The sequence below is a fragment of the Myxococcus sp. NMCA1 genome, from assembly GCF_026810205.1.
GTDB lineage: Bacteria > Myxococcota > Myxococcia > Myxococcales > Myxococcaceae > Myxococcus > Myxococcus xanthus_A.
The window spans coordinates 5,809,461-5,833,116 of record NZ_CP113950.1 but is presented as its reverse complement, the minus strand read 5'-3'; the positions used below and the strand labels follow the sequence as shown (position 1 = coordinate 5,833,116).

Annotated in this window: 17 protein-coding genes and 1 pseudogene; 8 read left to right on the top strand and 10 right to left on the bottom strand. The window is 70.4% G+C overall.

Annotation, left to right across the window (positions count from 1 at the left end):
• Window positions 1–209: 209 nt before the first annotated feature.
• From tgt to OZ403_RS23705, 3 genes are read left to right on the top strand one after another with little or no spacing between them, the layout of a single operon-like run.
• Window positions 210–1,379 (top strand): tRNA guanosine(34) transglycosylase Tgt, encoded by a 1,170-nt coding sequence (gene tgt, locus OZ403_RS23715; protein ID WP_268781815.1) that lies wholly within the window; start codon window positions 210–212, stop codon window positions 1,377–1,379.
• Window positions 1,376–2,239 carry a tRNA (5-methylaminomethyl-2-thiouridine)(34)-methyltransferase MnmD gene (locus OZ403_RS23710; protein ID WP_268781814.1) on the top strand — a complete coding sequence of 288 codons (864 nt, stop codon included), beginning with the start codon at window positions 1,376–1,378 and terminating at the stop codon, window positions 2,237–2,239. The genes tgt and OZ403_RS23710 overlap by 4 nt, the downstream gene beginning before the upstream one ends.
• Window positions 2,240–2,278: 39 nt before the next feature.
• A complete protein-coding gene (locus OZ403_RS23705) occupies window positions 2,279–3,145 on the top strand; it encodes an alpha/beta fold hydrolase (protein WP_268781813.1) in 867 nt (288 codons plus the stop codon).
• 42 nt (window positions 3,146–3,187) lie between these two features.
• Here OZ403_RS23705 and OZ403_RS23700 read toward each other — a convergent pair whose 3' ends face one another.
• The 6 genes from OZ403_RS23700 to OZ403_RS23675 form a co-directional block, all read right to left on the bottom strand.
• Window positions 3,188–3,670 (bottom strand): hypothetical protein, encoded by a 483-nt coding sequence (locus OZ403_RS23700; RefSeq protein ID WP_268781812.1) that lies wholly within the window; start codon window positions 3,668–3,670, stop codon window positions 3,188–3,190.
• A gap of 104 nt (window positions 3,671–3,774) precedes the next feature.
• Window positions 3,775–4,317 (bottom strand): OmpA family protein, encoded by a 543-nt coding sequence (locus tag OZ403_RS23695; protein WP_140793311.1) that lies wholly within the window; start codon window positions 4,315–4,317, stop codon window positions 3,775–3,777.
• 89 nt (window positions 4,318–4,406) lie between these two features.
• Entirely contained in the window at window positions 4,407–5,780 is a 1,374-nt protein-coding gene (locus tag OZ403_RS23690; RefSeq protein WP_140799036.1) for a sigma-54-dependent transcriptional regulator, read from the bottom strand.
• Window positions 5,770–7,884 carry an ATP-binding protein gene (locus OZ403_RS23685; RefSeq protein WP_174259426.1) on the bottom strand — a complete coding sequence of 705 codons (2,115 nt, stop codon included), beginning with the start codon at window positions 7,882–7,884 and terminating at the stop codon, window positions 5,770–5,772. Before OZ403_RS23685 ends, OZ403_RS23690 begins: the two co-directional genes overlap by 11 nt.
• Before the next feature lie 252 nt (window positions 7,885–8,136).
• Window positions 8,137–8,931 (bottom strand): DUF3014 domain-containing protein, encoded by a 795-nt coding sequence (locus OZ403_RS23680; RefSeq protein WP_268781811.1) that lies wholly within the window; start codon window positions 8,929–8,931, stop codon window positions 8,137–8,139.
• Between the two features lie 192 nt (window positions 8,932–9,123).
• Complete coding sequence (locus tag OZ403_RS23675) at window positions 9,124–9,741, bottom strand: DUF2378 family protein (RefSeq protein WP_140793303.1); 618 nt, start codon at window positions 9,739–9,741, stop codon at window positions 9,124–9,126.
• A gap of 285 nt (window positions 9,742–10,026) precedes the next feature.
• Here OZ403_RS23675 and OZ403_RS23670 point away from each other — a divergent pair, with 285 nt between their 5' ends.
• On the top strand, window positions 10,027–12,765 hold the full coding sequence (locus OZ403_RS23670; protein WP_174258871.1) for a bifunctional acetate--CoA ligase family protein/GNAT family N-acetyltransferase: 2,739 nt from the start codon (window positions 10,027–10,029) through the stop codon (window positions 12,763–12,765).
• A 182-nt stretch (window positions 12,766–12,947) separates the two neighbouring features.
• On the opposite strand, the gene OZ403_RS23665 is transcribed toward OZ403_RS23670, so the two are convergent.
• Window positions 12,948–13,541 carry a DUF4142 domain-containing protein gene (locus OZ403_RS23665; protein WP_237077361.1) on the bottom strand — a complete coding sequence of 198 codons (594 nt, stop codon included), beginning with the start codon at window positions 13,539–13,541 and terminating at the stop codon, window positions 12,948–12,950.
• Between the two features lie 127 nt (window positions 13,542–13,668).
• A pseudogene (locus OZ403_RS39495) lies at window positions 13,669–14,331 on the bottom strand (sigma 54-interacting transcriptional regulator); the annotation flags it as partial.
• A 2-nt stretch (window positions 14,332–14,333) separates the two neighbouring features.
• Here OZ403_RS39495 and OZ403_RS23655 point away from each other — a divergent pair.
• Both OZ403_RS23655 and OZ403_RS23650 read left to right on the top strand, forming a co-directional pair.
• Window positions 14,334–14,468, top strand: a complete 135-nt coding sequence (locus OZ403_RS23655; RefSeq protein ID WP_257792411.1) for a hypothetical protein — start codon at window positions 14,334–14,336, stop codon at window positions 14,466–14,468.
• A 1,112-nt stretch (window positions 14,469–15,580) separates the two neighbouring features.
• The gene (locus OZ403_RS23650; RefSeq protein ID WP_268781810.1) at window positions 15,581–18,130 is read left to right on the top strand and encodes a DEAD/DEAH box helicase; all 2,550 of its coding nucleotides are present in this window, start codon (window positions 15,581–15,583) and stop codon (window positions 18,128–18,130) included.
• Between the two features lie 6 nt (window positions 18,131–18,136).
• On the opposite strand, the gene OZ403_RS23645 is transcribed toward OZ403_RS23650, so the two are convergent.
• Window positions 18,137–18,631 (bottom strand): hypothetical protein, encoded by a 495-nt coding sequence (locus tag OZ403_RS23645; protein ID WP_268781809.1) that lies wholly within the window; start codon window positions 18,629–18,631, stop codon window positions 18,137–18,139.
• Window positions 18,632–18,882: 251 nt separating this feature from the next.
• On the opposite strand from OZ403_RS23645, the gene OZ403_RS23640 reads away from it, so the two are divergent.
• Both OZ403_RS23640 and OZ403_RS23635 read left to right on the top strand, forming a co-directional pair.
• Entirely contained in the window at window positions 18,883–21,552 is a 2,670-nt protein-coding gene (locus OZ403_RS23640; protein ID WP_140876063.1) for a phosphoenolpyruvate carboxylase, read from the top strand.
• Between the two features lie 33 nt (window positions 21,553–21,585).
• Window positions 21,586–22,299, top strand: coding sequence for a hypothetical protein (locus OZ403_RS23635; RefSeq protein WP_140876060.1), 714 nt, complete (start codon window positions 21,586–21,588; stop codon window positions 22,297–22,299).
• A 14-nt stretch (window positions 22,300–22,313) separates the two neighbouring features.
• On the opposite strand, the gene OZ403_RS23630 is transcribed toward OZ403_RS23635, so the two are convergent.
• Window positions 22,314–23,588: an SGNH/GDSL hydrolase family protein gene (locus OZ403_RS23630; RefSeq protein ID WP_140793291.1), complete on the bottom strand. Its 1,275-nt coding sequence runs from the start codon at window positions 23,586–23,588 to the stop codon at window positions 22,314–22,316.
• Window positions 23,589–23,656 lie beyond the last annotated feature (68 nt).

Below are 23,656 nucleotides of genomic sequence, written 5' to 3'. Positions count from 1 at the left end.
GAATGCCTCCCCGGTGTCGACTTCGGACCCCGGAAGCGGCGGCGGAGGACGTGAGATGCCGGGAGGCCGGCGGCGTTCCGCCTCGGACGGAATGCCAGGATGCCTGTACGGCTGTCCAGGAGGGCAGGAGGCCTGGATTGCGGGTGGGGGAGCGGGCAGGGCAGATGGATGCGGTGCCTGCCGGGCATGACGGGTATAAGGGCCGGCCCATGGCCGTTCGTTTCGAGCTCCTCACCACCGACCCCACGGGCGCCCGTGCAGGCATCCTGCACACACGCCGGGGTTCCTTCAAAACCCCCATGTTCATGCCGGTGGCCACCCACGCGGGCTTCCGGCATCTGGCCATGGAGGAGGTGAAGGAGGCGGGTGCCAGCATCCTGCTGGCCAACACCTACCACCTGATGCTCCGGCCGGGCGCCGAGGTCTTCAAGCGCTTCGGCGGTATCCACCCCTTCATGCAGTGGGACGGGGGCGTGCTCACCGATTCGGGCGGCTTCCAGATCTTCTCCCTGCCAGAGGACCGGCTCATCACGGAGAAGGGCGCCCACTTCCGCAGCTTCTACGACAACAGCCGGCAGCTCCTCAGCCCTGAGTCGAGCATCGCCATGCAGCAGGCCATCAACTCGGAAATCATGATGGTGCTGGACGTGTGCATCGACTCGCGGACCGACGAGGCCGGCACGCGCGAGGCCATGGAGCGCACCCACCGCTGGGCGGTGCGCAGCCTGGAGGCGAAGGCGGCGCGGGACACCGGGCAGGCGATGTTCGGCATCGTCCAGGGCGGCGTCTTCCCGAACCTGCGTGACGAGAGCGCGGCCTTCCTGACGAAGCTGCCCTTCGACGGCTTCGCCATTGGCGGCCTGGCCGTGGGCGAGACGAAGGTGGAGCGCGAGTCCATGACGTTGCGCGCCACCGCGTCCCTGCCCGCCGACAAGCCGCGCTACCTGATGGGCGTGGGCACGCCCACGGACCTGGTGGAAGCCGTGCTGCGCGGCGTGGACATGTTCGACTGCATCATCCCCACCAAGATGGCGCAGCAGGGGTATGCGTACACGTTCAGCGGGCTCATCCGCATCTCCCGCAGCGTGTTCCGCCTCTCCGACGAGCCGCTGGACGCGAAGTGCGACTGCTTCGTGTGCAAGCGCTACACGCGCGGCTACCTGCAGCACCTGATGCGGGGCAAGCACCACCTGGGCTCGCGCTTCCTGTCCGTGCACAACGTCCGGCACTACCAGAAGCTGATGGGTCGCATCCGCGAGGGCATCCTGAGTGGTACGTACGCGCAGGTGTACCGCGAGCTGAAGGCGGCCATCGCCACGCCCAAGGACTTGAAGGACGAGGCCAACGCGCGCGAGGTGACGCTGAAGGAGGTCGGGTGAGCACCGCACCCGAAGCCAACCCGCGCGACGGCGACTTCGAGCTCATCACCCTGCGCAATGGCGCTCGCGCCGTGCGGCACCTGGGCCATGGCGAGGTGATGCACCCCTCCGTGGGGCCGTGGCAGGAAGCGCTGCGCCTCTATGTGGAGCAGGCACGGCTGGCGGACCGGCTGCGTCAGCCCGGGCCGCCGCTGGTGATTCATGACGTGGGGCTGGGCGCCGCCACCAACGCGGTGGCCGCGCTCACCTGTGCCAGGAGTCTGGGCGCGGAGCAGCGCCGGCTGCTGGAGGTGGTCAGCTTCGAGGTGGACCTGGCGCCGCTGCGGCTGGCACTGGCGGACGCCGAGGGCTTTCCCTTCCTCCAGCCGTTTCGTGACGCGGCGCAGACGCTGATGCGCGACGGGGTGTGGGAGGCGGAGGGCATCCGCTGGCGGCTGCTGCTGGGGGACGCGGTGTCGCACCTGGATGGCGCGCTGCCCGTGGCGGACCTCGTCTACTTCGACCCGTTCTCACCGGCGTCCAATCCGGACATGTGGACCGAGGCGGTGCTGGCCCGTGTGCGCCGGCACTGCCGCGAGGACGGGGTGGGCACGCTGCTGCTCACGTACAGCGCGGCCACGCCCACGCGGGTGACGCTCCTGCTGGCCGGGTTCTTTGTGGGCGCGGGTGTGTCGACGGGGACGAAGGGCGAGACGACGGTGGGCGCCACGCGGCGGGAGTCGTTGGAGGCGCCGCTCGGAGAGCGGTGGCTGGAGCGATGGAAGCGCTCGTCCTCCCGGGCGCCTCATGGCGGGCAGCTCACGCCCGACATCGAGGCGCGCGTGCTGGCGCACCCGCAGTGGCGGTCCGCCTCCGAGTGACGGAAGACATTCGCCGCGGTCCGGGGTAATCGACGGGACATGCGCGAAGCCCTTCAGATGGAGGACTGGGGTGGCACCGGTCCGGTGCTGCACCTGGCCCACGCCAATGGCTTTCCTCCGGGGTGCTACCGGAAGCTCATCGAGCACCTGAAGCCGCGCTACCACGTCTTCACGCTTCGCACGCGGTGTCTCGTGCCGGGCTCGGACCCGCTGGAGATGCGGACCTGGGATGACATGGCGGATGACCTGATTCATGCCCTGCGTGCTCAGGGCGTGCAGGGCATCGTGGGCGTGGGGCACAGCATGGGCGGCGTGGCGACGCTGCTCGCCTCCGCGAAGGCTCCCGCGCTCTTCCGGGCCGTGGTGGCGTTGGACCCGGTGTTGTTCACGGGGGCGCGGGAATGGGCGCTCCGTGCCTTGACGCTGCTCGGGTTGCGAAGCCGCGTGCCACCCGCGAGTCTAGCGAGGCGGCGGCGTGAGTCTTGGGGCGCACGGGAAGAGGCCTCGCGAAGCTACGGCAAGAAGCCGCTGTTCGCGCGCTTCGACCCGGAGTGCTTCCAGGACTACATCACCCACGGCCTCACCGAGGCCCCGGACGGTGGCTTCAAGCTGACCATCCCCAAGGCCTGGGAGGCGCGTGTCTTCGAGACGTCTCCCAAGGACGTCTGGCGGGAACTGGGCACCGTGAACGTCCCGGCCCTGGTGATTCGCGGCGGCGAGTCCGACACGCTGACGGGCGACGCGCTGGAGCGGGCACGCCTCACCCTGAATGAGCCTCAGACGGAGGAGCTTCCCGGCGCGGGACACCTCTTTCCGTTGGAGCAGCCGGAGCGCTGCGCACAGCGCATCCTCGCGTTCCTCGACGGCCTGGAGACAGCCCGCGCGGCGGCCAGTTCCGTGGGTTGAGTCGTCCCAATTGTTCCGACAGTCGAGAACGAGCGGGGCAGGTCAGTGGCCCGCCCCTCCAGGTGTCGGCCACCTTCCGGTGGAGGGAAGTCGCTTCGTCTGGACCCGCCTCTCGACGGAGGGGCCTCGCGACCGCCGCCGCATGAATCGATTCATTAGGAACAACCCCAGCCCGTAGACGGCCACGTCCAGGAGCACAGCCAGGCTGAAGAGCACGTTGGTTTCACTGACACGCGTCCCCGCCACATAGGGACTGCCTGGCACCGCCCAGACCAGCAGGACCGAAACCGTTTCGAACAGTCCGAATCGCAGCCAGCAATGCCAGGCGGCATCGCGGAGTGCGCCCGCGGATATCAGCGCGATGACCATCGCGGGGGCCGCCATGAACCCCACGCGGAAGGTCCAGTACTGAGTGAGCGTGCCTTCGGACCAGGCGGCGAAGGCGACGAAGCTGGCGACGGCGCCCACTCCCAGAACCACGACAGCCAGCGAGATACCCCAGAGCCACTTCACCCACGTCTTCATGCGTGTCCCCCCTTGTGGAAGCCGGAAGGTAGCGGCGCACGTCGAACACTGGGAGGAACAAGTTGTTCGTGGATTGATAGCGCTGGGTTATCAATCGCGCGCGATTATAGCCCCCCGCGCGTGGCCTGCTCCTTCGAGGAGAAGGTGAACTCCGCGCGGCGGTTCTTGCGGAACGCCTCTTCTGTGTGGGCCTCGGACAGCGGCCGCTCCTCGCCGTAGGAGACGATGGAGAGCTGCTTGGGCTCCACGCCCAGGTTGCGCAGGTAGTCGCGCACCACGGCCGCGCGCCGGTGGCCCAGCGCGATGTTGTACTCCGTGGTCCCCAGCTCGCAGGTGTGGCCCGACACCGTCACCCGCGTGAGGGGCCGCTCCCGCAGGCCCGTGGCGAGCTGCGCGAGCATGTCGCGGGACTCGGGCCGCAGCGTGGCCGAGTCGAGCTCGAAGTACACCGGCTCGGCGGACAGCGGGCCCGTGGCCCGGCGGGCCGCGTCCTCGTCTTCATCGGAGGTCCGGTTGGACGTTTCCGCCGTGGCGGCGGGGCTGCGCTGCCGGTCCGGCAGGTTGTCCGTGACGGAGGACGTCTTGGGCTTGGAGGCGCAACCAACCAGACTGACCGCGGCAAGGAGAGACAGGAGGGTTCGGTTCATGCCCTGTGTCATCTACAAGGCCCGTGCCGTGCTCCCGTCCCTCTGAGACATCTCAACCCTGGCCTGCTCACCGTTGCAGCGTGCCCAGGTCAGCGTTGCGGATTGCCTTCCGCGCGCTCGCGCCGGTGGATGGTGGAGACGTCGATGCCGAGCAGCTCCGCCGCCTTCGTCTTGTTTCCCCCGCAGCGGGCCACGGCCCAGGCGATGTACTCCGTCTCCAGTTGCCTCAGGGGGACGATGGTGCGCAGCGCCGCGGCCAGCGGGTGGTTCTCCTGGCTGGTGTCCGAGGGCAGGTGGGGACGCAGCTGCGGCAGGTCCACCACCTCCGTCGAGCCGAGCACGACCAGCCGCTGCACCAGGTTCTCCAGCTCGCGCACGTTGCCCGCCCAGGGAAGGGCCCCCAGCGCGGCCAGCGTCTCCGGCGAGAACCGCTGCACCGTGGAGCGCGGATTGCGTGCCTTGGCCTGCTGGAGGAAGTGCTCGATGAGCGCGGGGATGTCCTCGCGGCGCTCGCGCAGGGGTGGCAGCCGCAGCGTGACGACGTTGAGCCGGTAGAAGACGTCCGCGCGGAAGCGGCCTTCCTTGACGCGCGTCTCCAGGTCCTGGTGCGTCGCGGCCACCACCCGCACATCCACCGTGCGCGTGCCGTCCGCGCCCACGGCCCGCACCTCGCCGTCCTCCAGCACGCGGAGCAGCCGGGCCTGGAGCTCGGGGGCCATGTCGCCAATCTCGTCCAGGAACAGCGTGCCGCCGTCCGCCTCCACGAAGAGGCCACGCCGAGCCGTGGTGGCGCCGGTGAAGGCGCCTTTGACGTGGCCGAACAGCTCACTCTCCAGAAGCGCGTGTGGCAGCGCGGTGCAGTTGACGGCCACGAAGGGCCCCGCGCGCCGGGTGCCCTCGAAGTGCAGGGCCCGGGCGACCAGCTCCTTGCCGCTGCCGCTTTCGCCGCGTACCAGCACCGGGGCGCTGGACCAGGCCACCCGCTCAATCAACGCGTAGAGGTCGCGCATCGCGGCGCTGCTGCCCACCAGGGCGCCCAGGCCCCCGCGGTCCGCGGCCTGCTGCTTGAGCGTGCGGTGCTCGGTGCGCAGGCGGCGCTGCTCCAGCGCGCGCTCCAGGGACAGGCGCACCTCGTCCAGCCGGAAGGGCTTGGTGAAGTAGTGGAACGCGCCGCGCTTCATCGCCTCCACGGCGCTCTCCACGCCGCCGAAGGCCGTCATCATCACCACGGGCAGGTCCGGGTCCAGCTTGCGCGCGGCGTCCAGCACGTCGAAGCCGTCCACGTCCTGCATTCGCAGGTCGCACAGCACCGCGTCGTAGACGCGTGCGCGCAGCTGGGCGATGGCATCCGCGCCGCCGGTGGCGATATCGACCTTGTAGCCGTCGTCCGTCAGCGGTTCCCTCAACATCTGCCCCATCTCGACGTGGTCGTCGACGACGAGGACCCTGGCTCTAGACGACATGTCGCTCCTCTCCGGCGGGCGCCGCGGCGGGCCAGCGCACGGTGACGCGGGTGCCTCGCTCTGGCGCGCTGTCCAGTTCGATACGGCCTCCGTGGTTGCGCACGATGTGCGCCACCATCGTCAGGCCCAATCCGGTGCCCTGGCCGCGCTTCTTGGTGGTGAAGAAAGGGTCGAAGACCTGATGAACGTGGCGGGGGGCAATACCGCAGCCGTTGTCCTCCACGTCCACGCGCACCATGCCCCAGGCGCCCGGTGCGTCTGCGGTGTCCATGCTCGCGCTCAGCCGGACGCGTCCGCCGGCCTCGCACGCGTCACACGCGTTGAGCACCAGGTTGATGAGCACCTGCTGGAACTGGTCGGGGTCGGCCGCCACCGCCAGCATGGGCGAGGCGACCGTCACCTCCAGCTTCAGGCGCCGCCGCTCGGCCTCCATCCACAGCAGCTCCCGCACGCTGTGCGCCAGCGGCTCCAGCGGGACCGCCTGCGCGTCCGCTGGCTGGAGCCGGGAGAAGTCGAGCAACTGGCGCAGCGTCCGGCTCACCCTGTCTATCTGTTCGACGATGGTGCCCAGGCCCGCCGCCTGCGGGTGCTCGCGGCCCAGCTTCTCCTGCACGTACTCGGCCCGGCCGCGGACGATGCCCAGCGGCGTGCCAATCTCATGGGCGATGCCCGCCGCCAGCACGCCCACCGTGGCCAGCTTCTCCGCGCGCAGCAGCTGTCCTTCGAGCGCGCGCAGGCTGCTCAGGTCCTCGATGACGACCAGCGTATGGACCTCCGGCGTGTTCGGCTCCAGCGGCACCGCGTGGACGTTGTACTGGCCGGGCTCTTCGAAGAGGCAGAGCGGTTCACCGTGGAGGCTGCGCACCCGGCCGTCGCTCGTGGCCGCGTGGACCAGGTCCTCCAGCCGCTGGATGACGGGGGCCTGGGCCTGGGGAAAGGCCGCCGTCAGGGGCTGGCCCACGACGTCCGCCGGCATGCGGGCGCTCAGCGCGCGGTTGGCGGCGGAGATGTGCCGGGAGGAGGAGAGCGCCAGGACCCCGGTGGGGATGTTGTCGAGAATCTTCTGCGTCTTGTCGTGCAGGTGCGCCAGCCGCTGCGCATGGAGCTGGCTCTCCCGCAGGGCCTCCGCCCGGCTGTGCGCGAGCACCACGTACACACCGAAGGCGATGAGGAACCCGGAGACGAGCACCGCCGCCAGCGACAGGCGCAGCACCAGGCCGCGCTCATGGGTCCGGAGCACGCGCGTCGACGCGAGCGTCGCCACCGGCCATGCCGCGCCATTCTTGAACCGCACCGGGCTGAAGGTGGCCACCACCTCCGAGTCGCCCAGTCCGAGCCGGGCGGCCTCCTTGCGCTCGATGACGTGCGTGCCCGACTCGCCCGCGCGAAGCGCCCGCGCCAGCGCCGTGAGGCCGGGCGTCTGGTGGCCGTCGGTGTCCAGCCGCCGGTACCTGTCCGCCAGGTTCGGGTGGGTCAACGCTGTTGGCGTTCCATGGACTCCCAGCACCAGCAGCTGCGTCTCCGAGTCCGACGCGAGCAGCTTCAGCGGGGCGAAGAGCGGCTCGGCGTCCACCAGCACCACGACGACGGCGCCGCTGTCCTGCGCGTCCTCCGGCAGCGCGGTGGCGAAGGCGCGCAGCCAGCCCGATTGGGCCCGGGGAAGGGGCGGGGATGAGACGACGTGGCCCGGCGGATGACGTCGGGCCTGCGCCACGGTGAGGGCCAGGTCCTCCGCGGTGAACTGGTGCGTCATCGCCGCTGCGCTGCGCCGGTCCACCAGCCGGAGCCGTTCCTGGCCGTCCGTTCCGAAGACGAGGATGGCCTTGTACTGCCCCGCCGCCTCCAGCAGGGCGCGCATCTCGCGCCGGTGCTCCTCGGCGGTGCCCGGCTGGGCCAGCAGCTCGCCCGCGAAGCGCAGGTCCTCTTCCGCGCTCTCCAGGGCGGCGGAGACGCCGCGCACGGCCTCCAGCAGCTGTGCCTGTCGCTCGCGCGCCATCTGGTCCACCAGCGCCTGCCGGTCGCGCTGCATGAAGTGCAGGACGCCCGCGATGATGCCGGAGAGCATCAGACACAGCAGCAGCACGGGGAGGACAGGCAGGCGCATGAACACGGGACGCAGGGGCGACACCGGCGCGGGGGCTCCGGTGCTTGCCGGGCCTCGACGCCGCCTGGCAGCGCTTCGTCCCGGAGGAAAGCTTCTCTGGTAGCAACGCCCGTGCCCCCGGCTCGTCCCTCTGCGCGGAGGCGGCACCCCATGGCGGAGCGCCGCAATCTGCATGGCCCCCGTTGCATCCTGCCAGGGCCAGCGCGGGTGACGCGCGCTGGCCCTGGCAGGCGGGTGGGGCTGGTGACCGCTTCAGCGGCGGGACGCCTGCTGGGTGAGCTGCTGGGACGCCTCGCGCACCTTGTCCTGGATGCGGCGGAGGTTCTGCGGCCCCATCCGCAGCAGGTGCTTCTGCGCGGCCGTCAGCCCTTCGAGCTTCGGGTCGGCGTAGACGAACAGCGCGCCCTTGGAGAGCACCTCGACGTCACCGTCGATGACGGGGACGGCGAGCACCTGCTCGAAGGCGAGGTGGAGCGTGGCGTCGAAGGTGCTTCCGGGGCGGGCCGTCTCCTTGTGGAGGCGCTCGGCCAGGTGACGCACCTCGCGGTAGGTGGACACCAGCACTCCCACGTCGAGCGAGCCCACCACCTTGCCGATGACGTCGTAGCGCGCGTAGCTCTGCTTTTCGATGACGAGCTTGCCGGCCTTGCGGCGTGCCTCGAAGGTGCCGGCCGGAGCGAGGAAGCTCACCGCCTCGCGGGGGCTGTCACCGTTGGCCACGTTGCCCACGACGGTGACGAAGCGGCGCAGCAGGTCCTGCTCCTTTAGCCACGTGGCGAACTCCGGCATGAGCGACGCCCGAGCGAGCCGTGTGCGCAGCAGCGCGTCCATCTCCGCGGAGGAGGGCAGCGGCGGCTCCACGCGCGGCGCCACGCCGGGATGGGATGGCTTGGGGATGACCGCCATGGACGGATGCGGCAGCTCCGTCGCCGACTGGCGCAGCACCAGCCACGTGCCCACGCCCGCGAACAGCATCACCAGCGCCGCCACGCCCACGCCCCAGTGCATCCGGCGCGGGGACTTCGTCACCACTTCAGGGTTGCTCATGCGTCCATCCTCCGAGGGATGCCGCATGGGATTGCAGCCGCGATGCCAGCAGGTCCGCGCCGCCGTGAAGCCGCGCGTTTCCCTCTGAGACGCAGGCCGCCGTGTGGCCCCGTTGCCACGCTCGGCCGCCTTGCGAGCGTGGCGTGCTGCGCGGCATCCCGTGGCGAAGCGCCACGGGCGCGCAGGGGGTTGCTACGCGCGAGGTCGGGACGCGCCCGAGTCGTCATCCGTGGCGGTGAGGGCGGCCTCGGCCGGGGCCTCGGACCAGCGGATGTGGAAGGTGGCCGCGGTGCCGTCGAACTCCTCGGGGATGCTGACCACCCGCCACCCACCGCACAGCTCCACCGCGCGCGCCAGCAGGCCCGCGGAGAAGGTGGGCAGGTCCGCCAGCACGTCATTCATCCGCAGCTCCACCGAAGTGGGGCTGCGCTCGACGATTTCGACCACACTGAAGTTGTTGCCGGCGCGAAAGCCCATGCCCGCGCGAAGCAGCATCCGCCGGGGCCCGGCCAGCCGGACGACGCCCAGCAGGGCCCGGCCGAAGAAGGTGCCGAAGTACGCGTCCATGAACCGCTCGCCCAGCGAGTAGTAGGCCGCCTCGGCGGGGACGCCGCCGTAGACGTGGCCGGCGGCGATTCGGAGGAACTCCTTCCACTGCTCCAGGGTGTAGGCCCGCTCCAACTTCTGGTCGAGCTCCAACCCCGCCCGGCGCAGGTGCTCACGGCACGCCGGGGTGAGGCGGTTCTCGAGGGCGCGCACGAAGAGCGCCTCGACGGTCTGGTTGAAAACAAGCTTCTCGGAAGGAGTCATAGAGGCGCCCCGTATACACCGAGCGGGTCGTGGGATGCTCGCCTACCGGTGAAAGTTCGTTCAGTGAAACTGTCCGCGAGTGTCAGATCGACCTGCGTCACGTACTGGCTGTCAGAGCGACATGTGGGTGACATGCGCAGGGCGCGCCTCCTGGTTCCTTGACGGGAAGTGCAGTTATTCCCGTTCTATCCCATTCATGCGAGGACCTGGGAAGGGGGGGTGTTCACGGGGCAGGCACGAGAAGGCCATTGCGCCCTGGCGAGCCCGGCCGCAATGACGGAGGCCATGGACACGCGCGCCCCTGGCACCTCGAAGACGGACCCGTCCTACAACGTGCTCCACCTGCAGCGGACGCGGCTGCCGCTGGACGTCCTCTTCGCGCCGCGCAGCGTGGCCGTCGTCGGGGCCACCGAGCGGCCCGGCAGCGTGGGGCGCACCGTGCTGTGGAACCTCATCAGCAACCCCTTTGGCGGCACCGTCTACCCCATCAACCCGAAGCGGCCGAACGTGCTGGGCATCAAGGCATGGCCGTCCCTGGGGGCCTTGCCGGAGCGGGTGGACCTGGCCATCGTCGTCACGCCCGCGCAAGCGGTGCCCGGCGTCATCCAGGAGTGCGCGGAGCTGGGCATCCGGGGCGCCATCATCCTCTCCGCGGGCTTCAAGGAGATTGGGGCGGAGGGGGAGCGCCTGGAGCAGGAGATCCTCCGCATCGCTCAGGCGGCCCAGGTGCGCATCATCGGCCCCAACTGCCTGGGGGTGATGCGCCCGCCCAGCGGCTTCAACGCGACGTTCGCCGGCGCCATGGCCCGGCCGGGCAACGTGGCCTTCATCAGCCAGAGCGGCGCGCTGCTGACCTCCATCCTCGACTGGAGCCTGCGCGAGGCGGTGGGCTTCAGCGCCTTCGTGTCGGTGGGCTCGATGCTGGACGTGGGCTGGGGCGACCTCATCGACTTCCTGGCCGACGACCCGATGACGCGCTCCATCCTGCTGTACATGGAGTCCATTGGCGACGCGCGGGCCTTCCTCTCCGCGGCGCGCGAGGTGGCGCTCACCAAGCCCATCATCGTCATCAAGGCCGGCCGCACGGCGCAGGCCGCGCAGGCGGCGGCGTCCCACACGGGCTCGCTGACGGGCAGTGACGAGGTGCTCAGCGCCGCCTTCCGTCGCACCGGCGTGCTGCGCGTGGATTCCATCGCCGACCTCTTCTACATGGCGGAGACGCTGGCCCGGCAGCCGCGCCCCGCGGGCCGGCGCCTCACGGTGCTCACCAACGCGGGCGGCCCCGGGGTGCTGGCCACGGACGCGTTGGTGTCGGGGGGCGGTGAGTTGGCCACGCTCAGCGCGTCCACGCTCCAGGCCCTCGACGCCTTCCTGCCGCCGCAGTGGAGCCACGGCAACCCGGTGGACATCCTGGGAGACGCGGACCCGGAGCGCTTCGCGAAGGCGCTGGAAGTCACCGGCCAGGACGAAGGCAGTGACGGGCTGCTCGTCATCCTCACGCCGCAGGACATGACGGAGCCCACGCAGACGGCGGACCGCCTCAAGCCCTACGCGAAGCTGCACGGCAAGCCGGTGCTGGCCAGTTGGATGGGCGGCTCGGAGGTCGCGGCGGGGGAGCGCATCCTCAACGACGCGGGCATCCCCACCTTCGGCTATCCAGACACGGCGGCGCGCATCTTCAACTACATGTGGCGCTACACGTACAACCTGGCGGGCCTGTATGAGACGCCCGCGTTGGCGCAGGCGGTGAGCAGCGCCCGGGACGAAGTGCGTCGGTGGGTGGAGTCAGCGCGCGCGGAAGGGCGGACGCTGCTGACGGAGTACGAGTCCAAGAAGCTGCTCGCCGCGTATGGCATCCCCACCGTGGAGACGCGGCTGGCGGTGACGGAGGACGCCGCGGTGGCGGAGGCCGCGGCTCTGGGCTTCCCGGTGGTGGTGAAGCTCCACTCGCTCACGGTGACGCACAAGACCGAAGTGGGCGGCGTGCGGCTGAACCTTCCGGATGCGCAGGCCGTGCGCGCCGCCTTCCGGGACATCCGGACGAGGCTGGAGGCGATGGGGCAGGGGAGCGCGTTCGACGGCGTCACCGTGCAGCCCATGGTGCGGCTGGATGGCTATGAGCTCATCGTGGGCAGCAGCGTGGACGCGCAGTTCGGTCCGGTGCTGCTCTTCGGCGCGGGCGGGACGTTGGTGGAGGTGTTCAGGGACCGGGCGCTGGGGCTGCCGCCGCTGAACACCACGCTGGCGCGGCGGATGATGGAGCAGACGCGCATCTATGAGGCGTTGAAGGGCGTCCGGGGCCGCCCGCCGGTGGACCTGAAGGCGCTGGAGCAGCTCATGGTGCGCTTCAGCCAGCTGGTGGCGGAGCAGCGCTTCGTGAAGGAGGTGGACATCAACCCGCTGCTGGCCTCGCCCGAGCGGCTGCTCGCACTGGACGCGCGCGTGGTGCTGCACCCGGCCTCGGTGACGGAGGCGGAGCTGCCGAAGCTGGCCATCGAGCCGTACCCGAACCAGTACGTGGCGCCCTACCGGTTGCGCAACGGCGAGGAGATTCTGCTGCGGCCCATCCGCCCGGAGGACGAGCCGAAGATGGCGGAGTTCCACCGCACGCTGTCGGAGCAGACGGTGTTCCTGCGCTACGCGGGGCTGATGCAGCTGAGCACGCGTGTGGCGCACGAACGGCTGTCCCGCATCTGCTTCAACGACTACGCGCGGGAGATGGCGCTGGTGGCGGAGCGCAAGGACGGAGAGCTGCTCGGCGTGGGACGGCTCACGCGGCTGCGAGGCACGCGCGACGCGGAGTTCGCCATCCTCATCAGCGACCCGGTGCAGCGGCAGGGGTTGGGCGCGGAGATGCTGAAGCGACTGGTGGACATCGGCCGGGACTGGGGCATGGAGCGCATCGTCGCGGACATCCTCGCGGGCAACCGCGCCATGCAGACCATCAGCCGAAAGCTGGGCTTCTCCATCCTTCAGCACGAAGAGCTGTCGCCGGACATGGTGAAGGCCGTGAAGGTGCTTTGATGCGCGCGTCGCTCTGACGGGGCCTGGTGGCGGCTGCTCCACCAATTCCCAGCACTCGCTGGAACCGGGCGTTCACCATGCAATCGCCCCCCAGGGACAGGGGCACTGTTCGGAAGCCGTCACGCGCGAAGCGCCGTCACGCCCGGGGCTGCGACTGCCGGGCGGACGGCTGCGCGTCACGGCTACGGCTGCTTCGCGTTGTAGAGGGTGGTCTGGATGTTCGAGGCCTCCTGGAGGTGGGCCTGGACCGTCTTCCGAATCGCCATCAGCTCTTCCTTGAGCGCTGGGTTCTGCACTTGCATCGCGAGCAGAGAATCCCCCAGCAGGGCGGTACCGGCGTGGGCGGCGACCTGCGCATCCATCACCGACAGGTCGAATGCAGGGGCCTGCGTGGCGCTCAGCAGGTCGACGGTTTTCTGCGCCGTCTGCTGGAGGTGCTGCGACACCGGGCTCTCCGCGGGCGCGATGCCCTGGGCCATGGCCAGTTTCTCCAGGCGCTGGATGACCTCTGAGTGCATGGTGACCATGCGTGCGTTGAAGTCACGTGCCGTCGGGTCGGTAGCCTGCGCCTGGCCCACCTGGCCCAGTATCACCTCGCCCGCGTTGGCCACCAGGAGCACGCCCAGAATCTGGCCGTCCGTGAGCGTCACTGGATGACCCGCGGCCGCCTGTTGGGGCCCCAGCGTGTTCTCGCTGGCGCTGCTCTCTCCGCAGCCGGCGAGCATCACGGCCGTCCCCACCATCGCCACACCCAACATCGCTCGTGTGATTCGCATGACTGTCGTCCCCCTCAACTGCTGTTCAGCTGAAGGTTGGGCAGTTGAAAAGCACACCGCCATGGCCGTGAAGCACGAGCGAGATGTGCACGCGACAACGCTTCGGTGGACGGGGGGGCGACGGCCGCTACTTGAGGTCGGCGGGGGACAGCCCGTGGCGGCGCAGCAGCTCGTAGCCGTCCGTGCGGTTGCGGCTGGTCATGCGCGCGGCGGCAGCCACGTTGCCCTTGGAGCGCCGCTCGAAGCGGTCTCTCGCCTCGCGCAGCGTCGGCAGCTCACCGGAGGCGCTCAGCAGCTCCGGCTCCTCCTCGCGCGTGGAATCCGACCGCGCTCGCGCGGAGGTGGGCGGGTCGAACATGCGGGCCACGTGCTCCGAGCGCACGTCGTCCTCGGGCGCCAGCAGCGGCAGCAGCAGGCCGTTGCGCGCGGCGGCCTGCTCCAGGAACCGCGTGGCCAGAATCGGGATGTCCTCGATGCACTCGCGCGGCGGCGGCATGACGATGGGCAGCACGGCCAACCGGTAATAGGGGTCCTCGCGGAAGCGCCGCTCCTGGAGCACGCGCAGCAGCTTCACCTGTACGCGGGGAGAGGCCTCGCCCACCTCGTCCAGGAAGAGGGTGCCGCCGCGCGCCGCGCCGAACAGGCCTTCGCGCGTCTGCGTGGCGCCGGTGAAGGCGCCCCGGACGTGGCCGAACAGCTCGCTCTCCAGCAGCAGCGCGCCGCAGTTGACGGCGATGAAGGGACCGCTGGCCCGGCGGGACAGCGCGTGGACCTGCCGCGCCGCCAGCTCCCATGCTCCAGGAAGCCGGGACGTGGACGGGCACCGGGCCGCATGCGCTGATGGCGTCGATGAACGACGTGCTGGAGGACATCAGGCCGCAGGGGGCGCAGGCCCCGGTCATCCAGGCGACTCAGCCGACGACGTAGGCCGCGTCACCTGGGTTTGAACGCGCGGGATGGGCGGCACGGTCCGCTCATCCCGTTTGCTTTTCGAGGAGCGTCGGGTCCAGGCGATACGCGCTCCGGCCGTTCCTCCAGCGCGATTGCGACGGCGTGGCGGTGAGGTGCACCGCGTGAGGCGGCGTCAGAGCCCCAGCATCCCACCGGACCGCGAGCCTCCCTCGCCGCTGCCGTCGCCGGACGCGCTGTCGCCGCCACTGGCACTGTCCAGCCCTCCACTTCCCGAGGCCGAGCCACCTGCGCTGCTTCCTCAGTTGCGCAAGCCCGTGGCTCCACCCGAGCCACTGCCGCCTTGGCCGGTGCTGCTGCCGCCCCCCGTCACACTGTTGCCGCTCGACAGGCTGTCCCCACCGGTGGCGCTGTGGCCACCCGTGAGGCTTCCCCCGCCTCCGAAGCGACCTCGGCCAGCGCCGCTGCCACCACCGGTCCGGCTGCCGCTGTCCCGCGGGCCGCTGCCACCAACGGTCCAACTGCCGCTGTTCCGGGGGGGGCTGCCACCACCGGCTCTGCTGCCGCTGTCCCGCGGGCCGCTGCCGGGTATGTATGCGCTCGCGCCTGGAGTCTCGCTCCGGCTGCCGGTCCCGCCGTGGGCTCCCGCGCCACCCGTGCCGGTATCGGCGTGGCCTGGTGCTGGGCCCGGCCCTGCGCCAGCATTCCCGCCGTCAGCCGTTGGAATCGTGGCGGTGGGGGGACCGCCTTCCAGCCCCGCGACAATCGGGGCTTCGGCAACATCGGCCTCGTCCACCGTGGGGCCCCGTCGCTGCTCACAGCCGCTCCAGAGGCAGGGCGCGGAAGCCAGACCTCCCAGCAGTGCCGCGCGCTTGAGGCGCGTCATCTTCTGTCTGACGGTTCTCCGCATCCCCACCCCCTGAGCTTCAGTCCAGGGGCAACGGTATGGAGGGGGCCGGGGCCCGGGTATCGCGCCCCCGGCCGTTGCGCACGGGGACTCGTGGACACCCCTCCAGGGGGCCTTCCCCCGGCCCTTCCGTGCGGGAAGGGGGCGCCTGCCGTCACGCCCCGTGCCGCCGATTGCGATTTTCCCGGTAGGGGCCGGGCGCGCCGCCTATTGTCCACGGGTGATGGCCACCCCTGAAACCCAAGCGCCGCTCGCCGCACTGCTCCCCAAGAAGGGCGAACCGCCCCTGGACGCGGACGAAATCCTCAACCGCTTCGTCGGCTATGTGGCGGCCAATGGCTTGAGCCTCTATTCGGCCCAGGAAGAGGCCATCCTGGAGCTGCTGGCGGGCAAGCACCTGTTCCTCAAGACGCCCACCGGCTCCGGCAAGTCGCTGGTGGCGACGGCGCTCCACTTCAAGGCCATGGCGGAGGGGAAGGTCTCCTTCTACACCTGCCCCATCAAGGCCCTGGTGAACGAGAAGTTCTTCGCCCTCTGCGACGCCTTCGGGGCGGAGAACGTGGGCATGCTCACCGGCGACGCGAGCATCAACCGCGACGCGCCCATCATCTGCTGCACCGCCGAAATCCTCGCCAACCTGGCCCTGCGCGACGCGAGCGCCCGCGTGGACTACGTCGTCATGGACGAGTTCCACTACTACTCGGACCGCGAGCGCGGCGTGGCCTGGCAGTTGCCGCTCATCGCGCTGCCGGACACCACCTTCCTGCTGATGTCCGCCACGCTGGGCCCCACGCACGTCATCGAGGAGAGCCTGGCGAAGCTCTCCGGCCGGGAAGTGGCCACCGTGCGCAGCGCCGAGCGCCCCGTGCCGCTGGACTTCGACTACCGTGAGATGCCGCTGCACGAGACGATTGAAGACCTGATTGCTCGTGGGAAGTACCCCATCTACCTGGTCAACTTCACCCAGCGCACCGCCGCCGAGCAGGCGCAGAACCTGATGAGCGTGGACTTCTCCACCAAGGAGGAGAAGGAGGCCATCCGGTTGGCGCTCCAGGACGCGCCCTTCGACACGCCCTACGGCAAGGAGTTCCAGCGCTTCCTGCGCCACGGCATCGGCATGCACCACGCCGGCCTGCTGCCCAAGTACCGCCTGCTGGTGGAGAAGCTGGCCCAGCACGGGCACCTCAAGGTCATTAGCGGCACGGACACGCTGGGCGTGGGCGTCAACATCCCCATCCGCACGGTGCTCTTCACGCAGCTCTTCAAGTTCAACGGCGAGAAGCTGACCACGCTGAGCGTGCGCGACTTCCAGCAGATTGCCGGCCGCGCGGGCCGCAAGGGCTTCGACACGCAGGGCAGCGTGGTGGCCCAGGCGCCCGAGTACGTCATCGAGAACATCAAGCTGGCCGCCAAGGAGGCCGCGGGCAAGAAGAAGACGCCCAAGGCCAAGCCGCCCCAGAAGAACTTCGTCCAGTACGACCGGAGCACCTTCGAGCGGCTCCAGAGCGGCATGCCGGAGCCGCTGGAGTCCCGCTTCGCGGTGTCGCACGGGATGATTCTCAACCTGCTCCAGAGCGACCACCAGACAGAAGGCAATGGCGGGTACAAGCGGCTGGTGAAGCTGGTGCAGCGCAGCCACGACTCGGACTACCTCAAGCGCCGGCATCTCAAGGAGGCCGCGCGCGACTTCCGCACGCTGCGCGACGCGGAAATCATCGAGGTGGAGAAGGGGCAGGGCGGCTCGGGCGCCACGGTGAAGGTGGCGGGGGAGATGCAGCACGACTTCAGCCTCAACCACACGCTGTCGCTGTACCTGCTCGACACGTTGGAGCTGTTGGATCCGACCACGGACACGTACGCGCTCGACGTGGTGTCGCTGGTGGAGGCCATCCTGGAGAACCCGGACGTGGTGCTCTACGCGCAGCTGAACCAGCTCAAGGGCGAGAAGATCAACGAGCTGAAGGCGCAGGGCGTGGAGTACGACGACCGCATGGCGGAGCTGGAGAAGCTCGAGTGGCCCAAGCCCAACCGCGACTTCATCTACGGCACCTTCAACAAGTTCGCGCAGAAGCACCCGTGGGTGGGCGAGGAGAACATCCGGCCCAAGTCCATTGTCCGGGACATGTTCGAGCGGTTCATGTCCTTCCCGGACTACATCCGTGAGTACGGCCTCCAGCGCAGCGAGGGCGTGCTGCTGCGGTACGTGAACGACACGTACAAGACGCTGGTGCAGACGGTGCCGGAGCGCTTCCGCACGGAGGAGGTGGAGGACTTCATCGACCACCTGCGCGCCACGCTCCGGCAGGTGGACTCCAGCTTGCTGGATGAGTGGGAGCGCATGCGCAACCCGGACGCCGCCGTCGAGGCGAAGCCGGTGGTGGAGCTCAAGCCGAAGGAGCTCACCGACGACCCGAAGGCCTTCGCCGCGCGCGTGCGCGAGGAGCTGCACCGGCTGCTCAAGGCGCTGGGCCAGAAGCGCTACATGGATGCGCTGGCCATGCTGGACAACGCGCTGGGCGAATGGACGGCCCCCAAGCTGGAGCAGGCCATGGCTCCGTACTTCGAGGAGCACAAGGTCGTGGTGCTCACGCCCCAGGCGCGCAAGCCCGCCAACACCTTCCTGAAGGAGTCGGGCACGCGGCTGTGGGAGACCCAGCAGCGCATCATCGACCCGGAAGGGCACGGCGACTGGATGATCGACTGCGAGATCGACCTGCGGGACAGGCGCCTGGATGAAGGCCCCATCCTGATGCTCCGCCGCATCGGCGTGTAGCCCGGCTCAGCCCTCGGAGGCCGGTGGCTCCGAGGGACGCGCCGCCGACAGCGACTCGGGCTCCGGCGGCGTCAGCTCACTCACCTCGAGCCCGCCGCCCGCGCCTCGCGTGAGCACCATCCGCCATTCGCCCGCGGCCAGCACCACGCGGTCCGTCTCACAGCGCACTTCCAGCCCCGCGTCCTCGATGGTCCACGAGCCCGCCCACACCGTCGTGAGCGACTCGCAGCCGGCGTCGTCGCACGCATGCGTCTCCGCCACCCACACCCGGCCCTCGGGCGCGGCGGGGCAGGACACCGGCTCCGCGTAGCGAAGGACGGGGCCGTCCAGCTCGCCTGGGCCCGCGTCGGGGAACATCGGTTCGGAGGGGAGCAGCTCCGCGCTCCGCGCGGCCCTCGCCTCCGGCGGCACCCCGCCGAGCATCGCCGTCTCGGCCAGGGCCACCGGCGTGGCCAGCCAGCCACACAGCAACGTCACCTTCCACCCCCGCATCGTCCACATGGCGACAAGCTCCTCGGCCGCGGTGTCGTTCGCGGCCCACGGGTGGCCTGTTGTGCAAGGCCTGGACCGGGCGGGTGTGTGGCTCTGGAGCCACGGGGTCGGGTGGCTTTCGGGCGGTGGCGCGTGCTGGCGCGTTTCGGGACCGAGTCTGTCGGGAATGACAGCCACCTCGCCGTGATTCGCGGGCGCACGTCACTTTCTCGCGCGGAAATGCGGGCCAGTCCGCCGCTCAGCGGCTACCGTCGCACCATATGGCCCGACTGCGTGCCGTGGATCAGCCGCTGCGCCGGGATGTCCGCCTGCTTGGCCGGCTCCTGGGAGAAGTCCTCGTCGAACAGGAAGGGCAGGCGCTCTTCGACCTGGAAGAAGAAGTGCGCCGCCTCGCCATCCAGCGCCGCCGAGGCCCCGTGGCCGGCCGGCGCGCGGTGGCAGCCGAGCTGGCGGAGGTGCTCCAACGCCTGCCGCTGGAACAGGCCGAGCCGGTGCTGCGCGCCTTCTCCGTCTACTTCCAGTTGGTGAACCTGGCGGAGCAGCACCACCGCATCCGCCGCGCCCGCACCCACGCGGAGGCGGCGTCCGCCAAGCCCCAGCGCGGCTCGCTGGAGGCAACGCTGCTCGTGCTCAAGGAAGCGGGCATCCCCGCGGAGCGCGTGCGCGAGGCCATGCGCACCATGCGCGTGACGCTGACGCTCACCGCGCACCCCACGCAGGCCGTGCGCCGCACGCTGCTGGAGAAGCTCTACCGCATGGCGGGCCTGCTGGAGGAGCGGGACCGCTGCGAGCTGACGCAGCGCGAGTCCTCGGTGAACCTGGCGCTGCTGCGCGAGGAAATCACCCTCCTGTGGCAGACGGACGAGCTGCGCCGCGAGCGCCCCACCGTGGGTGACGAGGTGAAGAACGTCCTCTGGTACGTGGAGGAGGTGCTCGCCGACGAGCTGGCCCTGCTGCCCGAGCTGCTGGACTGGGCCTTCGAGCGTGCCTACGGCGAGCCGCTGGGGCCGGTGGACACGCCCGTGCGCATCCACTCATGGGTGGGCGGGGACATGGATGGCAACCCGCTGGTGACGCCCGACGTGTTCGCGGACACGCTGCGCGCGCACCGGGCCCGTGGACTGCGGCGGTTGCTGTATGACCTGGAGCGGTTGGGCGGTCGGCTGTCCCAATCGGCGCGTCACGCGAAGCCGTCCGAGGAGCTGCTGAACTCGGTGGCGAAGGACGCGGAGGAATTGCCCGACGCCGAGCGCCGCTACGGTCCCCGCACCCCGGGCGAGCCGCTGCGGCACAAGCTGCGCTTCATGGAGGAGCGGCTGCAGCGTGCGCTCCACTACGTGACGCAGCAGCGCGCCGGGGCGAGCGTCCCCATGCCGCAGGGCGCCTACCGCACGCCGGAGGTCTTGCTGGCGGACCTGGACGTGCTGGGCCGCGCGCTGGAGGCGTCGAAGGGCACGCACGCGGGACTTCGCGACGTGCGGCAGGTCCGGGAGCGGGTGCTCGCGCTGGGACTGTCGCTGGCGGAGCTGGAGGTGCGCGCGCCAGCCGAGGATGCGGTGAGCGCGGCGGGTTCGTTCAACGGGGGCCCGGCGCCGACGGAAGGCGGGGCGCGGCTCCTGGAAGTGCTGGCGCGGCTGAAGGAGGCCCAATCGGAGTCGGGTGAGCCCGCGTGCCGCACGCTCATCCTCAGCATGGCCAGCACCGCCGAGGACGTACTCGCGGCCTTCCGCTGCTTGAAGCACGCGGGCCTGTGGGACGAGAAGCGGGGCTGCGCCACGGTGAATGTGGTGCCGCTGTTCGAGCAGCTGGGCGCGCTGGACTCGGGCCCGGACGTGCTGCGCACGCTCTTCGCGGACGCGGAGTACCGCAAGCACCTGGACGTGCGCGGTGGCCAGGAGGTGATGGTGGGCTACAGCGACTCCGGCAAGGAGGTGGGGCTCCTGGCGGCCAGCGCGGCGCTGTACCGCGCGCAGGTGGCGCTCACGGCGGTGTCTCGCGAGGCGGGCGTCCCGCTGCGACTCTTCCACGGCCGCGGCGAGTCCGTGGCGCGTGGCGGTGGTCCCGCGCAGGAGGCGATTCTCGCGCTGCCGCCTGGCGCGGTGGCGGGTGGCTACAAGGCGACGGAGCAGGGCGAGGCGCTGGACCACAAGTACGCGCGCCCGGAGCTGGCGCGGCGCACGTTGGAGCTCATCCTGGGCGGCGTGCTGCTGCACACGCTGGATGCGCAGCCGCGACCGGAGCCCGAGGCTGAGCGCACCTTCCGCACCGTGTTCGACACGCTGGCGGAGTCGGGGCGCAAGGCGTATCGCGCCCTGGTGTGGGAGGACCCGCGGTTCCTGGAGTTCTTCACCGCCGCGACGCCGGTGGAGGAGATTGCGTCGCTGCCGATCGGCTCGCGCCCCAGCAAGCGCAGGGCGGGGGGCCTGGACACGCTGCGCGCGATTCCGTGGGTGTTCGCCTGGACGCAAAACCGGGCCATCCTCCCGGGCTGGTACGGCGTGGGCTCCGCGCTGGAGGCCTTCTCGAAGGAGGAGGGTGGGGCGGCGCAGCTCAAGCGCATGTACCGGGAGTGGCCCTTCTTCCGCGCCGTCATCGACAACGTCACCATGGTGCTGGCGAAGTCGGACATGGCCATCGCCGGGCGTTACGCGTCGCTGGCGCCTCCCGCCACCCGTTCGCTGTGGCGGCGCATCCAGCAGGAGCATCGGCGCACGCGCAGGCAGGTGAAGCGGCTGACGGGCGAGTCGAAGCTGCTCGACAACAACCCGCAGCTCCAGCGCAGCATCTCCCTGCGCAACCCCTACGTGGACCCCATGTCCTTCCTCCAGGTGGAGCTGCTCAAGCGCAAGCGCGAGGGCCAGGCGGAGGTGGATCGTCCACTGTTGCTCACGCTCAACGGCATCGCCGCCGGAATGCGCAACACCGGGTAGGCTCCGCGACGTCGGACATCCGAGGAGACGGCGATGGCCAGGGAGACGTTCAGCGTGGTGGAGGTCAACCCGGCGCACCGCTTCGCGCGGCTGCGGCCCGAATCGGGCGGGCCGCTCCTGCACGCGGGGCTGTACCCGGAAGAGGAGGCCCCGGAGCCGCGGCTCCAACTGCGTGAAGGGGACCGGGTGGAAGGCCAGCGGCGCGGGCAGTCGGTGGCGGACTGGGGCTGGGTGTCCCGCGCCGAGCCGCCCGCGGACCTGGTGGAGCGGATGGGCGAGCTGCTCGCGAAGTTGGAGAAGTACGAACTGCGCGTGCCCGCCACGGCCTATGACCTGGCCGAGCACCACTGGCGGCAGAGCCGCGCCAACCCGCTGCACCAGGAACTGCTCGCGCAGCTGCCCACCTTCTTCGACTGGGAGCTGTCACACCCCTACGAGGACGGCGCGCTCTTGGAGCGGCTCCAGGCCGCCATGCAGCCGTACCTGCCCGGCTTCGAGGTGACGCCCCAGTCAGGCCGCGCCGCCTTCCGCCTGGAGCCCGGTGGACACGAGGTGTCGGCTCCGGAGGGGAGCCGCGAGGCCCCCGTCTCCACCTTCGAGCCGCTGCTCCTCCAGGTGAACAGCCTGCTGGAGGGGGCCGGGGCCCCGGTGCGCTGGGTGCCCACGGAGGACGACTGGATTCTGGCGCCGCCGGGGCTCGCGGAGCTGCTGGTGCTCCACGGCGTGCTCGGCTCGCGCCAGGGTTGAGCGCGGGGGCGCGGCTAGAGGCCGCCCTCTTCGCGCAGCACGCGCGTGACTTCGTCCGCCATCACCCGGTGGCCTTCGACGCTGGGGTGGATGCCGTCCACCTCCAGCCCGTCGAGGAACAGGTGCACGTTCGCTGGCTGGCGCGTCACCGCCTCCAGGTCGATGAGGTCCGGGCCGGCGCCGCCGCCGCGGAGCCACGTGTTGAGCTCCAGCCGCTGGGTCTTCACCACTTCGTAGGGCGCGTAGTTCGACTTCTCCTTGGGCAGCAGGGTGCTGACCCAGGTGCGGCAGAACGGCGCGAGCCGGCCCAGCATCGTGTTCATCCGCGCCTGGATGACGGACAGGGAGTCCTTGTCGCCCAGGTCGTTGGTGCCCAGCAGGACGATGCAGTCGGTGATGCCCCGGAGCGCCAGCACCTCGCCGTCGAGCAGCGCCAGCGCGTCGTAGAAGCCCTGGCCACTCACGCCCGCGTTCACCACGGGCACGCCCAGCTCGGCCTCCACCTTGGCGGGCCAGGCGTTGCGCGTGTCGTTCTTCGTGTCGACGTAGCCCTCGGTGATGCTGTCTCCGATGGCCACGAAGGCGCGGCCCGTGGGGCCTTCTACGTCGACGGTGGCCACGCCGACGGCGCGGTCGAACAGGGTGCCGCCCAGCGCGCCCGTCACGAGCGCATGGTTCCCCGCGCGCGCGAAGCTGCCTGGGAAGGCGCTGATGGCGCTGGCCGCCAGCGCGCCACGGGCCTCGAAGGTGATGGCCAGCTCGTCCCGGAACGCCACCGGGAAGTCCACCGGGTCCGACGTCTTCCGCGAGCGCGCGTCCACGGTGAAGCCCTCCGCGCCATCGAAGGTGAGCTTCACCGGCGTGGACACCAGCGCTCCATTGGCGCCCGCCTGGGCCACGGTGGCGCGCACCAGCGTCATGCTTCCGTCGCCCGCGCGGAACGTCACGCGGATGCGCCCGCCGTCGCGCGCCACTGGCACGCGCATGCGGAAGGTCGTCACGCTTCCCGCTGAGTGAGACGCGCGGAGCGCTTGATGGAAGCCCGGTTGGAACGAAGTCGCCGACGGCGCGAAGGGCGGCACGGCCTGCACCTGCCGCCCGTCGTTCAGCACCAACACGGGCGCGACTTCCAGTGACGCGTCCGGCGCGTTCTGCTCCATCGTGGAAGTGCGGTTGTCGTCGTCTGGCGGCAGGTCCCCGTCGGGTGAGTCCGCCACGCCGCCAGCACACGCCAGCAGCGCGCTGCTCGCGAACACGACGACCCTCCGCCACCCCGGCTTCGTTCCCATTCCCATTCCTCCCGGCTTTGCAGGATGCACACCACACCGTGCCCTGCCAGCCGGCCGTCTGGGAACCC

Coding starts and splice junctions, on each gene's coding strand:
- tgt (WP_268781815.1), top strand. CDS start 210: ATGGCCGTTCGTTTCGAGCTCCTCACCACCGACCCCACGGGCGCCCGT.
- OZ403_RS23705 (WP_268781813.1), top strand. CDS start 2,279: ATGCGCGAAGCCCTTCAGATGGAGGACTGGGGTGGCACCGGTCCGGTG.
- OZ403_RS23700 (WP_268781812.1), bottom strand. CDS start 3,670: ATGAAGACGTGGGTGAAGTGGCTCTGGGGTATCTCGCTGGCTGTCGTG.
- OZ403_RS23695 (WP_140793311.1), bottom strand. CDS start 4,317: ATGAACCGAACCCTCCTGTCTCTCCTTGCCGCGGTCAGTCTGGTTGGT.
- OZ403_RS23690 (WP_140799036.1), bottom strand. CDS start 5,780: ATGTCGTCTAGAGCCAGGGTCCTCGTCGTCGACGACCACGTCGAGATG.
- OZ403_RS23685 (WP_174259426.1), bottom strand. CDS start 7,884: ATGCGCCTGCCTGTCCTCCCCGTGCTGCTGCTGTGTCTGATGCTCTCC.
- OZ403_RS23680 (WP_268781811.1), bottom strand. CDS start 8,931: ATGAGCAACCCTGAAGTGGTGACGAAGTCCCCGCGCCGGATGCACTGG.
- OZ403_RS23675 (WP_140793303.1), bottom strand. CDS start 9,741: ATGACTCCTTCCGAGAAGCTTGTTTTCAACCAGACCGTCGAGGCGCTC.
- OZ403_RS23670 (WP_174258871.1), top strand. CDS start 10,027: ATGGACACGCGCGCCCCTGGCACCTCGAAGACGGACCCGTCCTACAAC.
- OZ403_RS23665 (WP_237077361.1), bottom strand. CDS start 13,541: ATGCGAATCACACGAGCGATGTTGGGTGTGGCGATGGTGGGGACGGCC.
- OZ403_RS23655 (WP_257792411.1), top strand. CDS start 14,334: ATGCTCCAGGAAGCCGGGACGTGGACGGGCACCGGGCCGCATGCGCTG.
- OZ403_RS23650 (WP_268781810.1), top strand. CDS start 15,581: ATGGCCACCCCTGAAACCCAAGCGCCGCTCGCCGCACTGCTCCCCAAG.
- OZ403_RS23645 (WP_268781809.1), bottom strand. CDS start 18,631: ATGTGGACGATGCGGGGGTGGAAGGTGACGTTGCTGTGTGGCTGGCTG.
- OZ403_RS23640 (WP_140876063.1), top strand. CDS start 18,883: ATGGCCCGACTGCGTGCCGTGGATCAGCCGCTGCGCCGGGATGTCCGC.
- OZ403_RS23635 (WP_140876060.1), top strand. CDS start 21,586: ATGGCCAGGGAGACGTTCAGCGTGGTGGAGGTCAACCCGGCGCACCGC.
- OZ403_RS23630 (WP_140793291.1), bottom strand. CDS start 23,588: ATGGGAACGAAGCCGGGGTGGCGGAGGGTCGTCGTGTTCGCGAGCAGC.